The organism is Kocuria varians (assembly GCF_006539885.1).
Taxonomy (GTDB): Bacteria; Actinomycetota; Actinomycetes; order Actinomycetales; family Micrococcaceae; genus Kocuria; species Kocuria varians.
The window spans coordinates 43973-64680 of the sequence record NZ_BJNW01000013.1; the positions used below are offsets into that span (position 1 = coordinate 43973).

The following is a 20708-nucleotide window of genomic DNA, read 5'->3' on the forward strand; positions in this document are numbered from 1 at the left end:
CGACGCCGCCGCCGCGCCAGCTTCCTGGGACCGGCGCTGGGGCGTCGTCGTGCTCCTGCGCTGCTACGAGGCCGCGCGCACGCGGCGGCGGTAGGCGGAGGGCGTCTCCCCGTACTCGGCCTTGAAGACCTTGCTCACGTGGGCGGGGTCCACCAGGCCGTGGCGGGCGCTGATGGTGTGCACCGTGTCGTGGCACTGGGCGGGATCCGCGAGGGCGGTGCGGATCCCGGCCAGGCGCTGCGCCCGGATGTGCGCGGCCACCGTGAGTTCCTGCGCGGCAAAGCGGCTGTGCAGCTGGCGCACGGAGACGTACAGGGCGCGGGCCACGGAGCCCGGTGAGAGCTCCGGGTCCGCCAGGTGGTCGTCGATGTAGGCCGTGGCCTGCTGCACGAGCAGGTCCCCCGCCTGTCCCGGGGCTGGCTCCACAACCTCAGCGGAGAGCACGCTCACGAGCATGTCCAGGGCGGAGCGCACGAGCTTGATGGCGTGCGGGCCGTGCAGCAGGTCCATGTTCTCGGCCAGGTTGCGGAACATGGGAACGGCCACCCGCCCGAGACCCTCGTCCTGGCTCACCCGGTGGGCGGTGACGGTGTCCAGCGGGGCGGGCAGCAGGTGCACCACGGAGCGGGGGAACGTCATGACCATGCTGTGCTGGGGGCCGTCGAAGACCAGCTCGTACGGCCGGTACGCCACGTACAGGCCCAGGCTTCCCGGCGCGAGGACGCAGTCCCGCCCGTCCTGGCTCAGCCGGGCCTCGCCCTCCAGCTGCAGGCTCAGCTTCAGGTACTCCCCGGCGTCCTGCGCCACGAGGTCCGGGCTGCGGACCACCCGGTGAGCGGTGGTGACCATGTCGAAGAGGTGGACGTCGTCCAGCTCCACCGTGCTCAGGTTCGCGCGGAACGCGGACTCCACCGGGGCGGTGATGTCCAGGGCTGCGAAGGAGGCGTTGATGGTCTCCCCCCACTGCGCCATGGTGAGGTCCTCGAACCGCCCCGACGCGCGGCCGGGATGCTCACCCCGCGGGCGTGCTCCGGCTCCCTCCCGCTCCCGTGCCTCCGGCATGACCGCCCCTCTCCGCGCTGCCACGTGCTCTGCCTGCACCGCATCGTACGCGGGCCGGGGTCACGCCGGGCGTGGCTCTACAGTGTTCACATGTCAGCTCGCCACCCGCACGGTGGCGGTTCTCCACGGCCTCCGGGCCCACACCGAAGGACGCCCATGTACGCCGATCCGAACGACATGAACGCCATCCGGGAACTCCTCCACGAGATCCTGCGCAACGACCCCGCCCCCGTGCACCTGGGCATCGAGCTGGGCGAGATCGAGCAGGGCCGGGTGACCATGTCCCTGACCGTCGAGGACTTCATGGCCAACGGCCACGGCATCTGCCACGGCGGCTACCTCTTCACCCTCGCGGACACGACCCTCGCGTACTGCTGCGCGACCGCCGGCGCACCCATCGTGACCCGCAACGCCGAGATCACGTTCACGGCCCCCGCCCACAAGGGCCAGACCGTCACCGCCACGGCCACGCGCCGGGTGAGCTTCGGCAGGAACCAGATCTGCGACGTCGCGCTCGAGGCCGACGGCGTCGTGGTCGCCTACTTCACCGGCCAGGGCACCACCCCGCCGGCCCCGAAGACGCAGGTGCAGGCCTGAGCGGAGCTCCGCTCACACGGCGTCCGCGCGGTGGACGATCCGCCCGTCGCACACCGTGAGCTCCGCTGCGATGTCCTTGAGCTCGGAGGGGTCCGCGTCGAACGGGTTGCGGTCCAGGAGGACGAGGTCCCCCAGGAACCCCTCCTCGATGCGGCCCAGCCGGTCCTCGTCGAAGGACGCCTTCGCGGCCTCCACGGTGTAGGCGTCCAGCGCCTCGGCCACCGTGATGTTCTGGACGGTGTCGGCCACCTGCCCGGACACCGTGGTGCGGGTGACGCACGCGGAGATCCCGAACCACGGGTTGGCGGTGGTCACGGGGAAGTCCGAGTTGCTGGGCGCGAGGATCCCGCGGTCCAGGAACGTGCGCATGGGGTACGTGCGGGCCATGCGCTCCGGGCCGAGGTTCCGGCAGTAGGAGTCCCCGAGCTCGTGGACGAACGCCGTGGAGCACGCCGCGACGATCCGGTTCTCCACCAGCCGCCGCAGGTCCTCCTCGGTGGGCAGCGCGCAGTGCTCCACCCGGTGCCGCCGGGAGGTGACGAGGGAGCGGTAGGCGGCCTCGGCGTCGTCGTCCTCCGCGGCGACTTCCCGGCCCGCCCCCTCGATGAGGTCCAGGGCCTGCGCCACGGCGCGCTCGCCGATGCCGTGGATGGCCAGCCGCAGCCCGTTGCGCAGCGCCTGGGCCGCCATGGGGGCGATGTCCGGCGTGTCGTAGTAGAGGATGCCGCACGAGTCACCGCCCTCGAACGGCTCCGCGACCGCCGCGGTCTGCCCTCCCACGGAGCCGTCCAGGATGAACTTCATGCCCTGGATCCGCACCATGTCGTCCCCGAGCCCGCTGCGGATGCCGGTGCCGATCACCTCGTCGTAGCTGCCGTGGAAGTCGCCCAGCTTCAGTGCGAAGTACCACGGACGGAACCTCGTGGTCAGTTCCCCGGCCTCCTCCAGCCGCAGGTACGTGCCCATCTCCAGCGGCCCGGTGCTCATGTCGTGCACCGTGGTCAGACCCCACGCCGCGAAGTCCCGCTGCGCCACGCGCATCCCGTCCAGCAGCTCGCGCGGGCCGCTGTCCGACAGGTCCGCCAGGGACATCGCCGTCTCCTGCAGCAGACCCGTGGGCTCGCCGGTGCTGTCCCGCACGATCCGCCCACCGGAGGGGTCCGGGGTGTCCGCCGTGACACCCATCCGCTCCAGTGCCGCGGAGTTCACCAGGGCCATGTGGGCGCACGTGCGCTTGAGGTACACGGGGTGGTCCGGGGCGGCCTCGTCCAGGTCCGCGCGGGTGGGCCCGGGGCCGTCCATGCGGTGCTCGTCGTAGCCCCAGCCGACCACCCACTCCCCCGGCTCGGCGCCCTCCGCCGCCTCACGGATGGCGGTGACGACGTCGCCCGCGCGCGGCGTCGTGGCCGGGCGGCAGTCCGCGTTCAGCGCCAGCCGCGCGTAGAGGCCCGGGTGGCCGTGGGTCTCGATGAGCCCGGGCACGAGGTACCGCCCGCCCGCGTCGACGACCGGCACGGAGGGGGCCGTGCGGCGTCGTGCCTCCTGCGGGTCCCCCACGAACGTGATCACGCCGTCCTCGACCACGACCCCCTGGGGCTCGCGCTCGAAGCGCCCCTCGGAACGGTGCACGACGGCGTCGAGCACCGTGACGCTGCGGGTGGCTGGCTGCTCCATGGGGGTCTCCTGGGGGTTGGTGGAATGCGGGCCGGGCCCCGTCCGGCGGCTCGGGACCCGGGGGGACATCCGAGTCCGCGGCTCGGTGCGGCGGGCCGGTCCGTCGGTCAGCCCTGTGCTTCGGTTCTGCGGCGCGGCCCGACGGCCTGCGGGCCGTGCGGCGGCGTCGTCAGCGCTGCAGCAGGTCGCCGGAGATCTGGTCCACGTTCTGCGCCTCGTCCCGGCGGATCAGCCGCCGCGCGAAGATCGACGAGACCAGGGAGATCAGCGCGAGCGCGAGCAGCAGCAGGGTGGGCCCGAGGGACGTGCCGCCGGTGGCGCCCAGGATCCAGGCGGCCAGGGCGGGCATGAACCCGGCCACCACGCCCGCAATGTTGGCGCACAGGGCGATGGCCGAGTACCGCACCTTCACCGGGAACAGCTGCGTCAGCACGGTGCCCACCGGGGCGTACGGGATGGAGGCGAAGCCGATGCCCAGGACCATGGCGGCGGTGATCAGCGCGGTGCTGCGCGTGTCCACGAGCCAGAAGATGGGGAACGCCAGGACCGCCGCGATGGCGTAGCCCACGACCACCACGATGGAGGGCGAGGTCCGGTCCGCGATCTTGCCGGCAATGGTCATGGTGATGATCTCCGCGACCGCGCCCCACGTGATGGCCGTGAGGATCACCGTGGAGGGCACACCCAGCTGGCCGGTGGCGTAGCTGATCATGAAGGTGGTGAGCACGAAGAACCCGGCGTTGCCGAAGAGGTACGTGCCGATGCCCAGCAGCAGCCGGCCGGGCACGGTGCGCACGATCTCGACGGCGGGCAGGCCCTCCTTCACCTCCGGTGCGGCGGCGCGGGCGGCCTGGGCGTCCTTGTAGTCGTCGGTCTCGTCCACGCGCAGCCGGATCCACACGCCCACCACGACCAGCAGGATGGAGATCAGGTACGGGATGCGCCAGGCGCCCTCCAGGAACTTCTCCCCGGACAGCCCCACCACGGCGGCCACGATCATCGAGGAGAGGATGGTGCCGGTGGGAGAGCCCAGCTGCACGACAGCCCCGTAGAAGCCGCGCTTGCCCTCCGGTGCGTTCTCCACGGCCATCAGGGTGGCCCCGCCCCACTCGCCGCCCGCGGCCATGCCCTGCACGAACCGCAGAGCGGCCAGCAGGACCGGCGCCACGATCCCCGCCGTCTCGTAGGTGGGCAGCACACCGATCAGCGTGGAGGCCAGGCCCATCACCACGATGGTGACCATCAGGATGGTGCGCCGCCCGAGCCGGTCCCCGAAGTGCCCGGCAAGCAGCGCGCCCACGGGGCGGGCCAGGAACCCGATGCCGAACAGCAGGAAGGACTGGATGACCTTCAGCGCCGGGTCCTCCCCGCCGAAGAACAGCGGCGCGAAGACGATCGACGCGGTGGTGCCGAACAGGAAGAAGTCGTACCACTCCAGGGACGTCCCCACGTAGGCGCCGATCAGCGCGCGGCGGGCCTTGCGGGGGTTGTGCTCGCGCACCGGGGCGGTCTCGGAGGGGCTCTCGGGCGTGGGGGACATGCGGACCTCTGGGTCGGGGACGGCTGGGCGGGCCCGCGCGCTCCCGATCGTTCGCGACGTCGTGACCCTGGTCATGTCACTATGTGACCTGCTCCGCACCCCGTCAACTGGCGAGGGAAGGCCCCCGCCTCAGCCCCGCAGCGTGCGCACGAACTCCCACAGGGTCTCGGCGGCCGCCGTGAGGTTGTGCGCGAAGCCCTCGAGGTCTTCGCTCGTGTCCCGGCGGTAGTTCACGCAGAGCTCGTAGCCGTCCGTGTGGGTGGTGTAGGTGACCCCGAAGCCCTCGGGCGTGGTGGGTGCGAAGGCGTAGCGCACGATCCGGTCCGAGCTGCCGATGGACGTGGTGGACAGGAAGTCCCGGCGCATAGCGGCGAGCGCGGGGAGCTCGAAGAACGGGGACTCCTCGCCGCGCTGGGCGGCCACGGTGGCGAGTCCCAGCAGGTGGCGGTCCACGCCGTGGGCACTCTTGCACGCCTTGACCCAGGCGCGGTGGGTGTCCAGCGCGGCGGTGAACTGCTCCTCGGTGGCGGTGCCCTCGTGCAGGGCGCGGACGAACGCCACGGCCTGCTGGGTGACGGGGCGCAGGCACTCGGTGCGCCCGGCCTGGTACTCGCGCATGTCCACGGCCTCGTAGACGCCACGGGGCCTGCCGTACGTGGCAACCTGGGCGAGCAGCATGATCAGCTGCTGGGCGGCGTCGTCGCTGATGCGGAAGGGGCGCTCGGCGCGGTGCAGCCGGGGCACGAACACGCGGTGCACGCCCAGCAGGGCGGCCTCGCTGCGGTACGCGGCGGTCGCGGCCACGAGCTCCTCGCGCAGGGTGGAGTCCCGTTCCCAGGTGAGCGCGCGGGGCTCGGGGGTCTGGGCGGGCGGTTCCTCGTCCGGGATCACGACCTCCTGCAGCGCGCCGGCCACCGCGAGGATCGTGGCGCCGTCCACGGTGCTGTGCTCCACGTGCATGGCAAGCCAGTCGTCCTCCAGGCACACCTCGTACGTGATGGGCTTGTACGCCCACGCGTGGCCCACCTCGAACGCGGAGCGCTCCAGGTGCTCCACGACCTCCGCGCGCGCCTCCACCACGTTGACCACGAACAGCATCCGCGTCAGCCGCTCGTAGACCTCGCGGTTGTGCTCCACCTCGGTGAGCCGCTCCAGCAGGGGCGCGGCCACCTCGCCGCCCAGGTAGGACAGCGCGCCGAAGGGCAGCTCGGTCTCGCGCGGCTCGTCCCGCTCCACGACGGCCCGCAGCGCCTCGGCCACGGAGCGCAGGGGCAGCGGCCGCAGCTGCGCGGTGCCGATGGGCAGGGCGTACAGCCTGCCGCGGTGGATCACGCCGATCTCCGGAACGGCGGCGGGGGCCGGTTCCGCCGTGGTTTCCCTGTGCGGTGACGACGACGCCGCCCAGCCCGGTCTGCGGATCTCGTCCCGTTCCGGAAGGGGGTGCCTGATGCCTCCCTCCAGGCACTCCCACTGGGTCATGTCCACGGGGTTGCCGCGCGGATCGACCTCCTGCGGGGTCTCCCGGCGGACCTGCCGCAAGTGCACGGACGCCGCCCGGTACACGAGCTCGGCGGCACGACCCACGCCCGGCGCCCCGAAGTCCCCGGTGATCTGGAAGCCCACGCTCGTGGTCAGGGGCAGGGGCGTGCGGACTGTGAGGTAGCCGTCCAACCACTGGCAGGAGAGCCAGCTGCGCCCCTCGGCGTCCTCGGAGCGGGCGAAGCCCTCGAGGGCGGCCTGCAGCCGCGGGCCCTCCTCAGACCCGAACCGCCGGACCTCGGTACGGGTCGCCGCGAGCGTCTCCGCGTCCACGAGGGGCTCGGCAGCGGTGAGGAAACGCTGAAGCGTCTCGCCCAGAGGCGGCACGGGGAGCGGCTTCACGCTCATGGCGGGGTCCTTTCGGTGGGTGGGGCAGGCCCTGGGGTGGAACTCAGTTCTCGCGCTGGTACCTCTCGATGGCGCTCGCCAGCCGCTCCACGCCCTCGCGGATCACGTCCGGGCCGTGGGTCACGAACGAGAGCCGCATGGTGGACTCGTCCGGGTCGTGCGCGTAGAAGGAGGCGCCCGGCACGAACGCCACCCCCTCCGCCACGGCGATCTGCAGCAGCCGGGTGGTATCGATCCCGTGGCCCAGGCGCACCCACAGGAACATGCCGCCGTCCGGGCGGGTGATCTGCGCGCCGTCGGGGAGCACGGGCTCCAGCGCGGCGTACATGGCCTTCGCCCGCTCGGCGTACACGGGACGCACGCGGTCCAGGTGGGCCTCCACGTCCGCGGTCTCCAGGTAGCGCGCCACCGCGAGCTGGTCCGGGACCGGGGACTGCAGACCGATGGCCTGCTTGGCGACCGTGAGCGTGAACTGGATGGGCCCCTCGGAGCGCATCCACCCCACGCGCACACCCGGCGCGATGATCTTGGAGACAGAGTTCAGCAGGATGGTCTGCGCGGACATCCCCGGCAGGGACGCGATGGGCGGCATGGGCTCGCCCGTGTAGCAGAGCTCGCCGTACGGGTCGTCCTCCACCAGGGCGGTGCCGGTGCGCAGCAGCACGTCAGCGACCGCGCGGCGCCGTTCCATGGACATGCAGATCCCGGAGGGGTTCTGGAAGGACGGGATGAGGTACACGAACTTCGGGTCGTGCTCCCCGATGAGCCGCTCCAGCTCGTCCGGGAGCACGCCGTGCTCGTCCGTGGGCACACCCACCATGTGCGCGCCGTTGAGGTCGAAGGCCTGCACCGCGGCCAGGTACGTGGGACGCTCCACCAGGATGGTGTCCCCCGGGTTCACGAGCGCCTGGGCCACCACGAACAGCCCCTCCTGCGAGCCCGTGGTCACCTGGATCTGCTCCGCGGTGGTGGGCAGGTCACGGCTGATCCGGAGCGCCGCCTGCTCGCGCAGCTCCGGCTCCCCCTCGCTGGAGGCGTACTGCAGGGCGCGCTGCGGCTGGTGCTCGAAGACCCAGGCGTAGGCGTCCCGGACGTCCTCGACCTCGAAGTACGCGGGGTCCGGAACACCACCGGCGAAGGAGATGATCCCCTCCGTGTTGACGACCTCCAGCAGGTCGCGCACCGGCGAGGAGTCCACCCCCGCCAGTCGGTCGGCGATGGGGAACGAGAAGGTCTCCGAAGTACTCATACCGCCAGTATCCCACCGGCACCGGGGCCGACGGCGTGCGGTCGGGCCGGGTGCGCGGCGGCCGGGCGGGCGCGGGAGGCCGACCGGCCCGCGGGGTCAGGCCGACGCGCGGGCCCGGGCCCCACGAGCGAGCGGAACGGGCCGCGCGAACGGGGCGGACGGCGTCGTCGTCCCCGTCAGGCCAGGACGTCGCGGCGACGGTTCCGGCGCACCCGCCGGACCACCCACCACGCGAGCGCCGCGAGCACCGTCACGAGGACCACGCGCGAGAAGACCCCCGCGTACTGCTCCGCGACGTGCCAGTTCTCGCCCAGCACGTACCCGGCGAGCACGAAGACCGTGTTCCACACGAGCGAGCCCGCGGCACTGAGCAGCACGAAGACGCCGAAGCGCATGCGCTCGACCCCGGCGGGGATCGAGATCAGCGAGCGGAACACGGGAACCATGCGCCCCAGGAAAACCGTGGCCCGGCCGTGGCGCACGAACCACTCCTCCGTGCGGTCCAGGTCCGCGAGGTCCACCAGCGGCATCCGCGCCACGATCCGCCGCAGCCGGTGCCGGCCGAGCGCCGCACCGAGCCAATACAGGGCGATCGCGCCCACCACCGAGCCGAGGGTCGTCCAGAAGATCGCCTCCGCAAGGGTGAACGACCCGTGGCTCGCCGTGAAGCCGGCGAGCGGGAGGATCACCTCGGACGGCAGGGGCGGGAAGAGGTTCTCCAGGGCCACGAGCAGGCCCGCGCCGGGGGCGCCAATGGACTCCATGACGTCCACCGCCCACCCGGAGATGCCGGAGAGCTGGGAGGCGCCGTCGGGGGCCTCGGGGGAGGTGGAGAGGGAGGAAGGCGTGGCGGCCAGGGTGGCAGGCAGGGACATGGGTGTTCTCCGCACGTGGTCGTCAGGGAGCCCACCACGGTACGGGAGCAAACTGCCGTGCGGCTGGGAGCTGCCCGGACCCTCGGTGAACGTCCGCCGGGGCGATGCGTTTGAATGGGTGCATGCGTCTGTGGTCCGTTCACCCGTCCCTGCTCGACCGCCGGGCCCTCGTGGCCTGCTGGCGGGAGGGCCTGCTCGCACAGAAGGTGCTGCTCGGCCGCACGAAGGGGTACACGAACCACCCCCAGCTGGAGCGTTTCCGGGCCACGGAGGATCCGGTGGGCACGGTGGTCGCGTACCTGCACGGCATCGCGGACGAGGCCAACCACCGCGGCTACTCCTTCGACCGCACCCGCCTGGAGCGCCCCGCCGGGGAGTCGACGCAGTGCCTGACGGTGACCCGCGGGCAGCTGGCGTACGAGTTCGCGTTCCTGCGGCAGAAGGTGCTGGGCCGGGACCCGGAGTGGGCGGTGTCGACACTCGAAGGCGTGCCCGCAGAGGACGCTCCGCCCCACCCCCTCTTCACCAGGGTGGACGGTCCCGTCGCGTCCTGGGAGCGGGTCAAGGACTGAGAACCCGCAGGGGTGGAGTGGGTGCCGGGCGGCGGGCCCTATGATCGGCTCATGCCCTCCCGCGCACGCTCCCGACGATGGCTCCGCGCCGCGGGGATCGCCCTCCTGCTGCTGATCGTCCTGACGCTCCTCGGGTTCCTCGTCTGGGCCCGCACCGGCGTGATGGCCGCGGAACCGCGCCCGCTGCAGGGCGTGCGCTCGGATCCCGGGATCGCCTTCACGGAGGACGACGACGCCGTGGCGCTGCGGCCCGCGACCACCGTCGCCGCCTCCACGGGGCTGGTCTTCTACCCCGGTGCCAAGGTGGAGCCGGAGGCCTACGCGGCCCGGCTCTCCGGGCTGGTGACGCAGGAGGGGATGACGGTGGTGATCGTGAAGCCGTGGCTGAACCTCGCGCTGTTCGACCGCCGGGAGCTGTCCACCTTCACGAACCTGGCTCCCGGGGTGGGCACGTGGATCGTGGGCGGGCACTCGATGGGCGGGGTCCGCGCGTGCCAGATCGCCGACGAGGAGAACCGAGGCCTGCTGCTCCTGGCCTCCTACTGCGCCTCGAACCTCTCCGACACGACCGTCACGGCGCTGAGCATCAACGGCCGCAACGACGGGCTCTCCACACCGGAGAAGGTGATGCGCGCCCGCGGCAACCTCCCCGAGGACGCCGAGGTCGTGGAGGTCAGCGGCGCCAACCACGCGAGCTTCGGGGACTACGGCGCCCAGCCGGGGGACGGCACGGCGTCGGTCCCCGACGACGAGATGACCGGTCTGGTGGCCCGCGAGGTCTCCCACGCGTTCGCCGGGATCCTCTGAGGCCACGGGCCCGGGACCGTGTCCCGTCTCCTCGTCCACCCCTGTTCCGCACGACCACCACGGAGGGCGTCCTTTCATGACCCACTTCTCCCAGACCATCGACACCCCGGACGGGCCGTTCACCGCGGTCGCCGGTGCCGACGGCGCAGTGCTCGCCTCCGGATGGACGGACTCGGTCGAGGATGTGCTCTCCCGCGTGCGTCCCGAGCACCGGCCCACCGAGGTGGAGGCCGGGACCGTGACCGCGCTGGACGCCGTCGGCGCCTACTACCGCGGCGAGCACGCTACGGTGACGACGGTCCCGGTGGTGCTGCACGGCACGGACGGCCAGGTCGCCGGGTGGGAGGCGCTGCGGCGGATCGCTCCCGGCCACCCCCTGACCTACACGGAGTTCGCGGCCGAGCTGGGGAACCCGCAGGCGGTGCGGGCCGCCGCATCCGTGTGTGCCCGCAACCCGGTGGCGCTGTTCGTGCCGTGCCACCGGGTGCTGCGCGCGGACGGGTCCCTGGGTGGATTCGCGTGGGGCGAGGACGTGAAGCGGGCGCTGCTGGCCCGCGAGGAACGCGGCGAGCGCCCCGGGGACTCCCGCCCCGGCGCATGACGACGGACGGCGGAGTGGCTCGAACGCGGCCGGAGCACGGCGTCCGGTGCAGCGTGGTGATCCCCGTGCGCAACGACGCCCCCTACCTGGAGCGCTGCCTGCGGGCCCTGCGCGGCCAGACCCGCCCGCCCGACGAGATCGTGGTGGTGGACAACGGCTCCACGGACGCCCTGCCCGCGGTCCTCGCCCGGCACCCCGAGGTGCGGTGCGTGGTGGAGCCGGTGCGCGGCGTCGCCGCCGCGGCGGCCACCGGTTACGACGCCGCGCGGGGGGACGTGATCCTGCGCTGCGACTCGGACAGCGTGCCCGGGCCCGAATGGGTCGAACGGCACGTGCGCGTCCTGATCGCGGCGGGGGCGGTTCTCCCCGCGGGCTCCTCCGAGCCTCACGGGGTTCCAAGAGGCCGGGAGGTCGTGGCGGCGTCAGGGATCGCCCGTTTCGGGCCGCGGCACCCCCGGCTCGGGCGGGTCGTGGGTGCCGCCTACATCACCGCGTACCGGCTCGTGGCGGGAACCGCGCTGGGCCACTGGGCGCTGTGGGGCTCCGACATGGCCTTCACACGGCAGTGGTGGCAGCAGGTGTCGGCCCACGCGCACCGCGACGCCGGGGTGCACGACGACTTCGACCTCAGCTTCCGTGTGCAGCCCCACCAACGCGTGGTCATGGACCCGGGCAGCGTGGCGGTGGTCTCGTGGCGCGCCGTCGTCTCCCCCGCACGCATCCGCCGGCAGCTGCGCATGGCGGCCACCACCCTGCTCACCAACTGGGCTGAGGAGCGGCCGTGGCAGCGGTGGGGGCGCCGCCTCACGGCCCGGCGGGCCCCTGGGCAGGGCGGTCCGAGATGAGCCTCGAGAAGACACGCGAGGCCCTCGGCGGGGTGCTGTGCTTCACCGCACTGGTCGCCGCCGGCTGGTACGCGCTCGAGGGTCGGTGGGTGGACGTGGCCGTGCTGCTGCTCGCGGGGCTCGGACAGGTGCTGGCGTTCGTGTGGTTCCGCTCTGCGCTGCCACGCGCGGTGGTCTCCCTGGTCCTGCTGACGGCGGCACTGAGCGCGGCCGAGCAGGTCTACAGCGCGATCTGGTGGTGGGACCTGGTGATGCACTGCGCCGCGCTGCACGCGCTCGTGTGGTTGTGGTGGAACCGGGTGCTCACGCGGGGTGCCCCGGGCACCGAGCTCACGACGGCGCGGCCGCCCGCCGCGGCGTCGTCCCCGGCGTTGGCGGCGACGTCGGCGTCGGGAAGAAGCTGCATGCCAGACCGCACGGAGGCCCGGGCGTCCTGCGCAGGATCCCCGCCCTCCGACCTCCGCGTCCGTCTCGGCTCCCGCGAGCGCGTCCCCTCCCGGCCGTGGCAGCCGTTCGTGCTCCGCGGAGCGGTGGGGCTCGTGATCGCAGTGGTGTGGGAAGGCATGGAGCTGCTGGGATTCCTGTTCGTGACGCCGGAGATCCACATCCCGCCGCTGGACACCCTCGGAGACATCGTGGCCGGGGTGCTGGGAGCGGCCCTCGTGGGTTTCCACCGACGGCCGTGGTGACGGCCCGTCCCGCCCCCAGGGCAGCACGCCCACGGGACGGTTTCCCACGCGGCGAGTCTCGATCCCCCAAGAACCGAGTCTCGCGTCGAACGCGGTCCTCAGCAACGGCGGAACTCCATTGCCTCGGGCAGAGGGTACCTCCGGTGCAGGCGTGCTGCTGCCTTCCACCGACGACACCGGGACGGGATCCTGGACGCGCCGGGAAAGGCCGCGATTGAGTTTAGTTGCTCGCTTCTAAGTTGTCCACAATTGAATGCATATGGGTGGCACTTCCTGGTGGTCGGCCAGGGCTCCGGGCGCGTCGGGGAGCCTTGGTCGTTGAAAGGGCGGGCGGTTCAGAAGCTGCCGCCCACGCCACCGCCCATTCCGCCCGGGCCGCGACCGCCGGGACCGCCGGGGGCCCCACCGGGACCGACGCCGGGGCCACCACGACCCGGGCCCCCGAAACCGCCGGATCCGCCGTCGGGACCACCGGGGCCCCTCTCGCGGACGGACCCGCCGCCGCCGAAGAACCCGCCGCGGTGGCCGCCGCGGGAGGAGCCGTAGCCCTGGTCGTCGCCGTAGCCGCTCCCGTACGAGGAGCCGCCGAAGAGTCCACCCAGCCCGCCCGGGCGACGGCCACCACCGAACAGTCGGGAGAGCAGCCCGGGACGCCCGCCCACACCGTCGCCGCCCGTGAGTCCGCTCCACACCGCGGAGCCGACGAACCCGGCCGCCAGCGACGCCAGGACCGTACCGCCCCCGCCGAGCGAGCCCATGAGGCTGCTCATGCTCCCCGGCTGGCGCATTTCCAGGCGGGTCGCCGAGCGGGCGAGCGACGCGGAGGACGTGTCCGCGGGAGACTCGCCGTTCCGAGCGAGCGCGGCAAGAACCTCCTGACGCTCGGTGGGCGTCATCGCCGCGAACGCCTCCTCGTGGGCCTTCTCGATCTGCTCCGGGCTGCTCGTGGACAGCAGGTACCGGTACCGGGTCACGGCGTCCGTGCTCTGGGCGGATCCGTACGCGCTGGTGGTCATGGTCGCACTCTCCTTCGTGGATTCCTTGCGGGCTGTCGGCCCGTGCTTCCACGGTAGGAACGGCAGGTGTGGCCCGTGCTGGCGGCGGCTGTGCGGGGGCTGTGGGGTGTGTGCCGGTGAGGGGTGGCGACAGCGCGGGAGGTGCGCGTGCGACGTCGGCAACGGGTCAACCCGTCCCGGGAACCCGCCCAGAGAGGGGCAGCGACCCCGGGACGAAGAACGTCGCAGGGGCCGCCGCATGCCTGTCCGTGGGGACTGGGCCTGATAAGGGCTACAGACCCTCGCCCGAGGGGGAGACCAGGATCTTGACCGCGGTCTCGGTGCGGTTGATGAGAGTGTCGAAGCCCTCCTCGACCAGGCCCTCCAGGCCAATCTTGCCGGTGATGAACGGCTTGAGGTCGATCTTGCCGGACTCCACGAGCGCGATGGTCGCGGGGTGCGAGTTCACGTAGGCGATCGTGCCCCGCAGGTCGATCTCCTTCATGACCAGCTTGTGCATGTCGAAGTCCGCACGCTTGCCCCAGATGGAGACGACCACAAGTACCCCTGTGGGACGCAGTGCATCCATGAGGGTATCGAGGACCACCTGGACGCTCGTGCACTCGAAGGCGACGTCCGCGCCCTTGCCGTTGGTGAGCTTGCGGACCTCCTCAGCCACGTCCGTCTCCCGGGGGTCCAGTGCGTAGTCGGCGACACCGGCCTCGACCGCCTTCTGCCGGCGCAGCGGGCTGAGCTCGGACATCACCACGGTGACGCCCAGGGCCTTGAGGACCGCGGCCGTCAGCAGACCGATGGGGCCCGCGCCGCCCACGAGGGCGACGTCGCCGGCCTTCGCACCGGAGCGCTCGACCGCGTGGTAACCCACCGACAGCGGCTCGATCAGAGCGGCCTCGTCCAGGGGGATCTCGTTGGAGATCGGGTGCACCCAGCGGCGCTTCACGGAGATCTTCTCCCCCAGACCGCCGCCGCCACCGGCCAGGCCGATGAAGTTCATGTTCTCCGAGAGGTGGTAGTCCCTGCTGTCCGGACCGGTGTCCACGTCCTCGCCGATGATGTACGGCTCCACGACGACGTGCTGGCCGACCTCCACGTCGTCCACACCGTCGCCAACGGCGTACACGACGCCCGAGAACTCGTGTCCCAACGTGACCGGGGACGTCTCGCCCGAGATGGGGTGCGGGGTGTCCGGCGTGGGGCAGAAGATGGGACCCTCGAGGTACTCGTGCAGGTCCGTGCCGCAGATGCCGCACCAGGCCACATCGATTCCCACCATGCCGGGTCCGACCTCTGGCTCGGGCAGGTCGTCGATGCGAATGTCCTTGCGTCCGTAGTAGCGTGCCGCTCTCATGAAGGGTTCCTCCCATAGGCGGACGCGGACGTCCCGCGTCCTGCCCCCAATTTTATGCTTTTGCGGCGCCGATCATGCGGTCGAAACTTCAGGACATCTGTTGTGGGAGGTAGTCACGCCAGAAAGCATCATCCGCCCAGCCCTCGAACATTCCCCTGGGCCTCAGCGCAACGGCCGGCGGGAATGGCGGGGTGCACTCCCAGGCCAACATTTCAGAGACGACCGTGGTGAGCACAGACATTCAGCACTCGAACATATGTTTTCAGCCAGGACGACATCACGGACTCATTGAGCCCCAACCACCTGGCGACCGGTGCTCTGCGCCGCCGCACTCACTACCCTTGGCCCCATGACCTCCTCCCCCACCCACCGCTTCACGGGCCACATCGCCGGCGTCGGAACCGAAGGCGGCACGCGCCTTGTCCTCGGCTGCTGGTCGAGCACCCCGCACGGGCCGTTCGCGGACGTGATGGTCGCGCACCCGGACGGCCGCCGTGAGCTGCTCGCCCCGGACCCGTGGGTCGCCGAGTTCGTCTCCGCCACCTACACGTTCGACGCCGTCACCCGCGTGCCCGTGAGCGTGACCCGCACCGGGTTCTCCCGTGGCTCGCGCTGGACGGTCACCGCCGGGCCCCTCGCCTGGCAGTTCAGCGTGGGCCCGCGAGCACCGCTGGGGTACCTCCTGCAGGCGGTGCCGCGCCCGCTCGGCGCGTCGCTCGGTTTCGCCCGCCTCACGGATCCGGTGGCGCGCCGCGTCATGCCCGGCGTGCGCACGCTGGGCACCGCGGGCGGCGGCCGCACCGAGTGGTACTCCGCGCACGACCTCCACACCATCACGTTCTCGCATGCCACGTGGGGCGGCCATGATCTGGGCCCCCTCACGGACATGACCCCCGCCCCGGACTTCGGCTTCAGCTCCACCCCGCGCCGCCCGAGCCTCACCGCCCTGACAAGTTCCGTCCGCCTGCCGGACGACGACGCCGCTCACGCGCCCTCCGCACAGCAGCTCACCTCGGGCGCACCCACGTGACGATCCGGCTGTGGACCACCAGCCCGGCAATCGCCAGCGCGAGCCACTGAACGGACTGAGCCATCGTTTCTCCTGGGGTGGCGGGCTCAGCGCCGGGCCACCCGCGCCTCCAACCCGGTCTTCACCGAGGGCCACTCGTGGGCGAGGACCGAGTACACCACGGTGTCCCGCAGCACCCCGTTGCGCTCCAACCGGTCCGCGCGCAGCACACCGTCCAGGTGCGCGCCAAGGCGTTCGATGGCGGTGCGCGACTGCTGGTTGGCCCAGCTGGTCTCGTAGCGCACGCACTGGCAGCCGAGCTCCTCGAACGCGTGGGTCATCAGCAGCAGCTTGGACTCCGCGTTGGTGCCCGTTCCGTGGGTGGAGGCCCGGTTCCACGTGTGGCCCACGCTCACGCGCGGCACCGCCCACTGGGGGTCGTAGAACGTGGTCATCCCCATCACGGCGCCGTCCGCCTGCCGCACGGTCACGAAGGGCAGCATGAATCCCTCGTCCTGCCACGTGAGCCGCTGCTCCACGGCCGCCGCCATCCCGTCCGGGTCCGCGACGCTCGTGTACCAGCGCTCCCACATGCGCCCGTCCTCGGTGGCCCCGATCAGCCCGTCCAGGTGCTCGCGGCTGAGGGGTTCCAGGCGGACCAGCCGCCCGCGCAGTGTCACCGGTGTCCACGTCATGGGATCACTGTCTCACGACGACGCCGCGCGGCCCGCGGGCGCAGCCCCTGACGGGTTCACAACCCCGCAGGACAGCGACTGCCTCCCTACAGGTGTATGCCCACCCCCAAGGGTGCTGACAGTATGGGAGAACCACGTCGCACTCCATGACCGCGGCGTGCGTCAGCTTCGTAGAAGGATCGTCATGTCCGCACGCGATAACAACGCCCCCCAGATCCCGGGAGTTCCCGGGACCGGTGAGCCGACCATCGAGGAGCCCACCGCTCCCCGTCAGCCGCTTCCGCCCAAGCCCGATCAGGGTGCCCCCGAGCGGGTCACGCCCACGGGTGCGCCCACCGATGCCCCGATGTCCGCGATGGCCCAGCAGGGTGAGTACCTCACCACCGCGCACGGCGTGCGCCTAACGAACTCCGACCAGTCCCTCAAGGCCGGGGCCCGCGGTCCCGTGCTGCTGCAGGACCACCACTTCCGGGAGAAGATCTCCCACTTCGACCACGAGCGCATCCCGGAGCGCGTGGTGCACGCCCGCGGCGCGGGTGCCCACGGCACGTTCCGCGGCTACGGCTCGGCCACCAAGCTCAGCCGCGCGGGCCTGTTTGCCAAGGACAAGGAAACCTCGGTGTTCGTGCGGTTCTCCACCGTGCTGGGCTCCCGCGGTTCGGGCGATCTGGCCCGTGACACCCGCGGTTTCGCCACCAAGTTCTACACGGACGAGGGCACCTGGGACCTCGTGGGCAACAACATGCCGGTGTTCTTCATCCAGGACGCCATCAAGTTCCCGGACGTCATCCACGCCGGTAAGCCCCACCCGGATCGCGAGATCCCCCAGGCCCAGTCCGCCCACGACACGTTCTGGGACTTCGTGTCCCTGCACACCGAGGCCCAACACCACACCATCTGGAACATGTCCGACCGCGGCATCCCGCGCTCGTTCCGCATGATGGAGGGCTTCGGCGTCCACACGTTCCGTCTGGTGGCCGAGGACGGCTCCACCGTGCTGGTCAAGTTCCACTGGAAGCCGCGCCTGGGCGTGCACTCCGTGGCGTGGGAAGAGGCCCAGCTGATCAACGGTGCGGACCCGGACTTCCACCGCCGGGACCTCGCGGACGCCATCGAGGCCGGCGCGTACCCGCAGTGGGAACTGGGCGTCCAGGTGTTCGAGGACACCGAGGACCAAATGTTCCAGGGCATCGACTTGCTGGACCCCACCAAGATCGTCCCGGAGGAACTCGTCCCCGTGGAGCCCGTGGGTCTGATGACCCTGGACCGCAACCCCTCCAACTACTTCGCGGAGACGGAGCAGGTGGCGTTCAACCCCAACAACCTGGTCCCGGGCATCGACGTGACCAACGACCCCTTGCTGCAGGGGCGTCTGTTCTCCTACCTGGACACCCAGATCACCCGCCTGGGCGGGCCCAACTGGAACCAGCTGCCCATCAACCGCCCGCACGCGGCGGTCAACGACATGCTGCGTGACGGTTTCCACCAGAGTGCGGTGCACTCGGGTGTGGCCCCCTACCGGCCCAACTCGCTGGACGGCGGCAACCCGGCGGAGACTCCCGAGGACGAGCACGCGTTCATCGACTACCCGGCCCCGGTCCCCGCGTCCGTCAAGGAGCGCGTGCGGCCCCAGTCCTTCGAGGACCACTTCAGCCAGCCACGCCTGTTCTGGCTCTCGCTGAGCGAGGTGGAGCGCGAGCACACCGCGCAGGCCTACGCGTTCGAGCTCGGCAAGTGCTGGGACGAGAACATCCGCACCCGTCAGCTGCGCCACCTGTTCGCGATCGACCCCGCGCTGGGCAAGACCGTGGCCCAGGCGCTGGGGCTGCCCGAGCAGGAGCCCACCGAGGCTCCCGCCCAGGACGTCCAGGCCTCCCCGGCCCTCACCCAGGTGGGCGAGACGTGGCCCGTCGAAGGCCGCCAGGTGGGCATTCTCGTGGGTCCGGACACGGACGCCGACCAGCTCGCCACGCTCGTCTCCGAGATCGACGGCGCGGACATGGTCCCGCTCGTCATCGCACCCCAGGGCGGTGAGGTGGCCCCGGGCATCGTGGCGCACCGCACCCTGCTCACGGCACGGTCCATCGAGTTCGACGCCGTGGTGGTCGCCACCGCCGGCACTCCTGTGAACCCCGTGGCCGGTGGCCTGGACGCGAAGGCCGGTGCACCCAGCCCGGGTGACATCGACCCCCGCGTGAGCCTGCTGCTCAACGAGATGTGGCGCCATGCCAAGGCGATCGCCGCGTTCGGCCCCGGCACGGACGTGCTGGACGCCCTGCAGATCGCCCAGACGCCCGGCGTCGTGAGCGCGGACTCCGCCAAGGACGTACTGAGCACCGTGGTGGAACTGCTCGGCAGCCACCGGGTCTGGGAACGTTTCCCGACCACGGGTATGTTGGCCTAATGAATAGGAAGTAGTCGTACTATTTCCGCCGATTGCCCGCGGACCGCTCCACTGCGGTCCGCGGGCAATCCCCGTCTTCAGAGACACCCCCCCACCCGCGCCGAGCACCCACCTTCCCGAGCGGAGAACACCATCATGACGACCGTCCCCACCCGAACCGTGGCCCCGACCGCTCGCGGACCCGTGAGCACGGCCCTCCTGGAGATCCTTACCGGCCCGGAGGAGACCCCGGCGAGCGGGTACGCGGCGCTGTCCGAAGCAACGGCCACCGCGGTTAACGCGTCGCAGGACGTCCTCGCGGACGAGGACCTGCAGCTGGCCCTGTTCCTGCTCTACCTGTTGCACTACGGGCCCGCGGAATTCGTGACCGCGGACCGCGAGTGGGATCCCGAGCTGCTGCGCGTGCGCACAGTGCTCGAGGCCGGTTTCGAGGCCGAGCTGCGCCGTCGCGTGCCCCTGCCCGATCCCCTGCCCGGTGACTCCGCGCAGCTCGTGGACACGATGTTCGCGATGACCGGCGGGGACGCCAAGCCCACCCTGGCCACGTGGCTCGCCCGGCACCCGAGGGAGGAGATCCTGAGCGAGTTCCTGGTCCACCGCTCCATCTACACGCTGCGCGAGGCGGACCCCCACTCGTGGGGCATCGCCCGGTTGCGGGGCCGCGCGAAGGCAGCGCTCGTGGAGATCCAGTCGGACGAGTACGGCGGGGGCCGTCCCGAGCGCGTGCACGCCACGATCTTCGCGCAGACCATGCGAGGTTTCGGCCTGGACGACACCCCGGACCACTACCTGGACCTCGTGCCCGCCCCCACGCTCGCGTCCATGAACCTCATGAGCCTGTTCGGACTGCACCGCCGGTTGCGCGGGGCCATCGCGGGTCACCTCGCGGCGTTCGAGATGACGTCCTCGATCCCCAACAAGTACTACGGTCGGGCGTTCCGCAAGCTCGGCTACGACGCGGACGTCACCTGGTACTACGACGAGCACGTGGAGGCCGACGCCGTTCACGAACAGATCGCCGCGCGTGACCTCGCCGGGGCGCTCGCCCAGGACGAGCCCGAGCTGCTCGAGGACATCCTGTTCGGCGCGGCCGCGTGCCTGTACGTGGACGGGCTCATGGGTGATCACATGCTCGAGTGCTGGTCAGACGGGCGGACCTCCCTGCGCGGGAACATGCCGGGACTGCAGACCGTGGGTTCCGAGGCCCCGGTCGCCGAGCGGGTGGCCCTGTGAGCGAGCAGGATCCACGCACCACGGACGACGGGAGCCCCGTCCTCTCGGTGGCGCACGACGCCGAGGATCCCGTGGTGATCACCCCGTGCCCGGACGGACCGCTCTTGGTGCGCGGTGACGTGCTGATCGCCCCGGAACCGGGGGCCGAGCCGCAGAAGCCGCCGCGGCGCGTCGTCGCCCTGTGCCGGTGCAACATGTCCTCGATCGCGCCGTTCTGCGACGGTTCGCACAAGCTCGCGAACTTCCGCACCCGCCCGCCGCGGTACAACATCGGCAACCCCCGCGAGGATCCCGGCGAGGAGGACTGAGCCGGACACCAGAGACCTGAATACGCGATCGGCCCGTGGCACATGCCACGGGCCGATCGCGTGGTGGTTCAGGTCAGTTCTCGGTGGCGGGCTCGTCGCCCTTGTTGTCCGTCATGGCACCGACGCCCTCGTCGGCGGGTTCGGCGTCCTCCTGGGTCTCCCGACCCAGGGCCGCACTCTCTTCCTGGGGGCTCATCTTGATGGATTCCTCGCCCGCGTTGGCGGGATTCTTCTCTGCCACGTGCTGTCCTTTCCTCGGACGTCTCGGTCGGCGGAATCGCTGACCCTCCCATCCTC

Annotated in this window: 20 protein-coding genes; 10 read left to right on the top strand and 10 right to left on the bottom strand. The window is 71.5% G+C overall.

The window, feature by feature from the left end; genetic code table 11:
- Nucleotides 1-63: 63 nt before the first annotated feature.
- Nucleotides 64-972 carry an AraC-like ligand-binding domain-containing protein gene (locus tag KVA01_RS08165; protein ID WP_170221140.1) on the bottom strand — a complete coding sequence of 303 codons (909 nt, stop codon included), beginning with the start codon at nt 970-972 and terminating at the stop codon, nt 64-66.
- Between the two features lie 246 nt (nt 973-1218).
- On the opposite strand from KVA01_RS08165, the gene KVA01_RS08170 reads away from it, so the two are divergent.
- Nucleotides 1219-1659, top strand: a complete 441-nt coding sequence (locus KVA01_RS08170; protein WP_068469674.1) for a PaaI family thioesterase — start codon at nt 1219-1221, stop codon at nt 1657-1659.
- Nucleotides 1660-1671: 12 nt separating this feature from the next.
- On the opposite strand, the gene KVA01_RS08175 is transcribed toward KVA01_RS08170, so the two are convergent.
- The 5 genes from KVA01_RS08175 to KVA01_RS08195 form a co-directional block, all read right to left on the bottom strand.
- Nucleotides 1672-3333 carry an amidohydrolase gene (locus tag KVA01_RS08175; protein ID WP_141269696.1) on the bottom strand — a complete coding sequence of 554 codons (1662 nt, stop codon included), beginning with the start codon at nt 3331-3333 and terminating at the stop codon, nt 1672-1674.
- 169 nt (nt 3334-3502) lie between these two features.
- Entirely contained in the window at nt 3503-4873 is a 1371-nt protein-coding gene (locus tag KVA01_RS08180; RefSeq protein ID WP_141269698.1) for an MFS transporter, read from the bottom strand.
- 129 nt (nt 4874-5002) lie between these two features.
- Nucleotides 5003-6760, bottom strand: a complete 1758-nt coding sequence (locus tag KVA01_RS08185; RefSeq protein WP_141269700.1) for a choline/carnitine O-acyltransferase — start codon at nt 6758-6760, stop codon at nt 5003-5005.
- Between the two features lie 43 nt (nt 6761-6803).
- Entirely contained in the window at nt 6804-8009 is a 1206-nt protein-coding gene (locus tag KVA01_RS08190) for an aminotransferase-like domain-containing protein (RefSeq protein ID WP_068469667.1), read from the bottom strand.
- A 176-nt stretch (nt 8010-8185) separates the two neighbouring features.
- Nucleotides 8186-8884 (bottom strand): DedA family protein, encoded by a 699-nt coding sequence (locus KVA01_RS08195; protein ID WP_068469665.1) that lies wholly within the window; start codon nt 8882-8884, stop codon nt 8186-8188.
- Nucleotides 8885-9006: 122 nt separating this feature from the next.
- On the opposite strand from KVA01_RS08195, the gene KVA01_RS08200 reads away from it, so the two are divergent.
- From KVA01_RS08200 to KVA01_RS12700, 5 genes are all read left to right on the top strand, one after another.
- On the top strand, nt 9007-9456 hold the full coding sequence (locus KVA01_RS08200; protein WP_068469662.1) for a pyrimidine dimer DNA glycosylase/endonuclease V: 450 nt from the start codon (nt 9007-9009) through the stop codon (nt 9454-9456).
- 51 nt (nt 9457-9507) lie between these two features.
- Complete coding sequence (locus KVA01_RS08205) at nt 9508-10263, top strand: alpha/beta hydrolase (protein ID WP_068469660.1); 756 nt, start codon at nt 9508-9510, stop codon at nt 10261-10263.
- 76 nt (nt 10264-10339) lie between these two features.
- A complete protein-coding gene (locus KVA01_RS08210) occupies nt 10340-10864 on the top strand; it encodes a methylated-DNA--[protein]-cysteine S-methyltransferase (RefSeq protein WP_068469658.1) in 525 nt (174 codons plus the stop codon).
- Between the two features lie 53 nt (nt 10865-10917).
- Nucleotides 10918-11709 (top strand): glycosyltransferase family 2 protein, encoded by a 792-nt coding sequence (locus tag KVA01_RS08215; protein WP_233438810.1) that lies wholly within the window; start codon nt 10918-10920, stop codon nt 11707-11709.
- The gene (locus KVA01_RS12700) at nt 11706-12398 is read left to right on the top strand and encodes a hypothetical protein (protein ID WP_174805716.1); all 693 of its coding nucleotides are present in this window, start codon (nt 11706-11708) and stop codon (nt 12396-12398) included. Before KVA01_RS08215 ends, KVA01_RS12700 begins: the two co-directional genes overlap by 4 nt.
- A gap of 335 nt (nt 12399-12733) precedes the next feature.
- Here KVA01_RS12700 and KVA01_RS12615 read toward each other — a convergent pair whose 3' ends face one another.
- Together KVA01_RS12615 and KVA01_RS08230 are read right to left on the bottom strand one after the other, a co-directional pair.
- Entirely contained in the window at nt 12734-13414 is a 681-nt protein-coding gene (locus KVA01_RS12615; RefSeq protein ID WP_068469654.1) for a hypothetical protein, read from the bottom strand.
- A 271-nt stretch (nt 13415-13685) separates the two neighbouring features.
- Entirely contained in the window at nt 13686-14762 is a 1077-nt protein-coding gene (locus tag KVA01_RS08230) for a 2,3-butanediol dehydrogenase (protein ID WP_141269704.1), read from the bottom strand.
- Between the two features lie 349 nt (nt 14763-15111).
- On the opposite strand from KVA01_RS08230, the gene KVA01_RS08240 reads away from it, so the two are divergent.
- Nucleotides 15112-15792, top strand: a complete 681-nt coding sequence (locus KVA01_RS08240; protein WP_141269706.1) for a hypothetical protein — start codon at nt 15112-15114, stop codon at nt 15790-15792.
- Between the two features lie 86 nt (nt 15793-15878).
- Here KVA01_RS08240 and KVA01_RS08245 read toward each other — a convergent pair whose 3' ends face one another.
- Entirely contained in the window at nt 15879-16466 is a 588-nt protein-coding gene (locus KVA01_RS08245; RefSeq protein WP_141269708.1) for a GNAT family N-acetyltransferase, read from the bottom strand.
- Nucleotides 16467-16650: 184 nt separating this feature from the next.
- Between KVA01_RS08245 and KVA01_RS08250 the strand changes: the two genes are divergently transcribed.
- The 3 genes from KVA01_RS08250 to KVA01_RS08260 all read left to right on the top strand — a co-directional run bounded on the left by KVA01_RS08250 (nt 16651) and on the right by KVA01_RS08260 (nt 20411).
- On the top strand, nt 16651-18870 hold the full coding sequence (locus tag KVA01_RS08250) for a catalase (RefSeq protein ID WP_141269710.1): 2220 nt from the start codon (nt 16651-16653) through the stop codon (nt 18868-18870).
- 135 nt (nt 18871-19005) lie between these two features.
- Nucleotides 19006-20103 (top strand): iron-containing redox enzyme family protein, encoded by a 1098-nt coding sequence (locus tag KVA01_RS08255; protein WP_141269712.1) that lies wholly within the window; start codon nt 19006-19008, stop codon nt 20101-20103.
- Complete coding sequence (locus tag KVA01_RS08260) at nt 20100-20411, top strand: CDGSH iron-sulfur domain-containing protein (protein ID WP_307723023.1); 312 nt, start codon at nt 20100-20102, stop codon at nt 20409-20411. The genes KVA01_RS08255 and KVA01_RS08260 overlap by 4 nt, the downstream gene beginning before the upstream one ends.
- Before the next feature lie 73 nt (nt 20412-20484).
- Here KVA01_RS08260 and KVA01_RS12620 read toward each other — a convergent pair whose 3' ends face one another.
- Nucleotides 20485-20652: a hypothetical protein gene (locus KVA01_RS12620; RefSeq protein WP_170221141.1), complete on the bottom strand. Its 168-nt coding sequence runs from the start codon at nt 20650-20652 to the stop codon at nt 20485-20487.
- Nucleotides 20653-20708 lie beyond the last annotated feature (56 nt).

What these genes read in the sequence shown, in the direction of transcription:
- KVA01_RS08165 (WP_170221140.1), bottom strand. Translation starts at nt 972, where the DNA reads ATGGCGCAGTGGGGGGAGACCATCAACGCCTCCTTCGCAGCCCTGGAC.
- KVA01_RS08170 (WP_068469674.1), top strand. Translation starts at nt 1,219, where the DNA reads ATGTACGCCGATCCGAACGACATGAACGCCATCCGGGAACTCCTCCAC.
- KVA01_RS08175 (WP_141269696.1), bottom strand. Translation starts at nt 3,333, where the DNA reads ATGGAGCAGCCAGCCACCCGCAGCGTCACGGTGCTCGACGCCGTCGTG.
- KVA01_RS08180 (WP_141269698.1), bottom strand. Translation starts at nt 4,873, where the DNA reads ATGTCCCCCACGCCCGAGAGCCCCTCCGAGACCGCCCCGGTGCGCGAG.
- KVA01_RS08185 (WP_141269700.1), bottom strand. Translation starts at nt 6,760, where the DNA reads ATGAGCGTGAAGCCGCTCCCCGTGCCGCCTCTGGGCGAGACGCTTCAG.
- KVA01_RS08190 (WP_068469667.1), bottom strand. Translation starts at nt 8,009, where the DNA reads ATGAGTACTTCGGAGACCTTCTCGTTCCCCATCGCCGACCGACTGGCG.
- KVA01_RS08195 (WP_068469665.1), bottom strand. Translation starts at nt 8,884, where the DNA reads ATGTCCCTGCCTGCCACCCTGGCCGCCACGCCTTCCTCCCTCTCCACC.
- KVA01_RS08200 (WP_068469662.1), top strand. Translation starts at nt 9,007, where the DNA reads ATGCGTCTGTGGTCCGTTCACCCGTCCCTGCTCGACCGCCGGGCCCTC.
- KVA01_RS08205 (WP_068469660.1), top strand. Translation starts at nt 9,508, where the DNA reads ATGCCCTCCCGCGCACGCTCCCGACGATGGCTCCGCGCCGCGGGGATC.
- KVA01_RS08210 (WP_068469658.1), top strand. Translation starts at nt 10,340, where the DNA reads ATGACCCACTTCTCCCAGACCATCGACACCCCGGACGGGCCGTTCACC.
- KVA01_RS12700 (WP_174805716.1), top strand. Translation starts at nt 11,706, where the DNA reads ATGAGCCTCGAGAAGACACGCGAGGCCCTCGGCGGGGTGCTGTGCTTC.
- KVA01_RS12615 (WP_068469654.1), bottom strand. Translation starts at nt 13,414, where the DNA reads ATGACCACCAGCGCGTACGGATCCGCCCAGAGCACGGACGCCGTGACC.
- KVA01_RS08230 (WP_141269704.1), bottom strand. Translation starts at nt 14,762, where the DNA reads ATGAGAGCGGCACGCTACTACGGACGCAAGGACATTCGCATCGACGAC.
- KVA01_RS08240 (WP_141269706.1), top strand. Translation starts at nt 15,112, where the DNA reads ATGACCTCCTCCCCCACCCACCGCTTCACGGGCCACATCGCCGGCGTC.
- KVA01_RS08245 (WP_141269708.1), bottom strand. Translation starts at nt 16,466, where the DNA reads ATGACGTGGACACCGGTGACACTGCGCGGGCGGCTGGTCCGCCTGGAA.
- KVA01_RS08250 (WP_141269710.1), top strand. Translation starts at nt 16,651, where the DNA reads ATGTCCGCACGCGATAACAACGCCCCCCAGATCCCGGGAGTTCCCGGG.
- KVA01_RS08255 (WP_141269712.1), top strand. Translation starts at nt 19,006, where the DNA reads ATGACGACCGTCCCCACCCGAACCGTGGCCCCGACCGCTCGCGGACCC.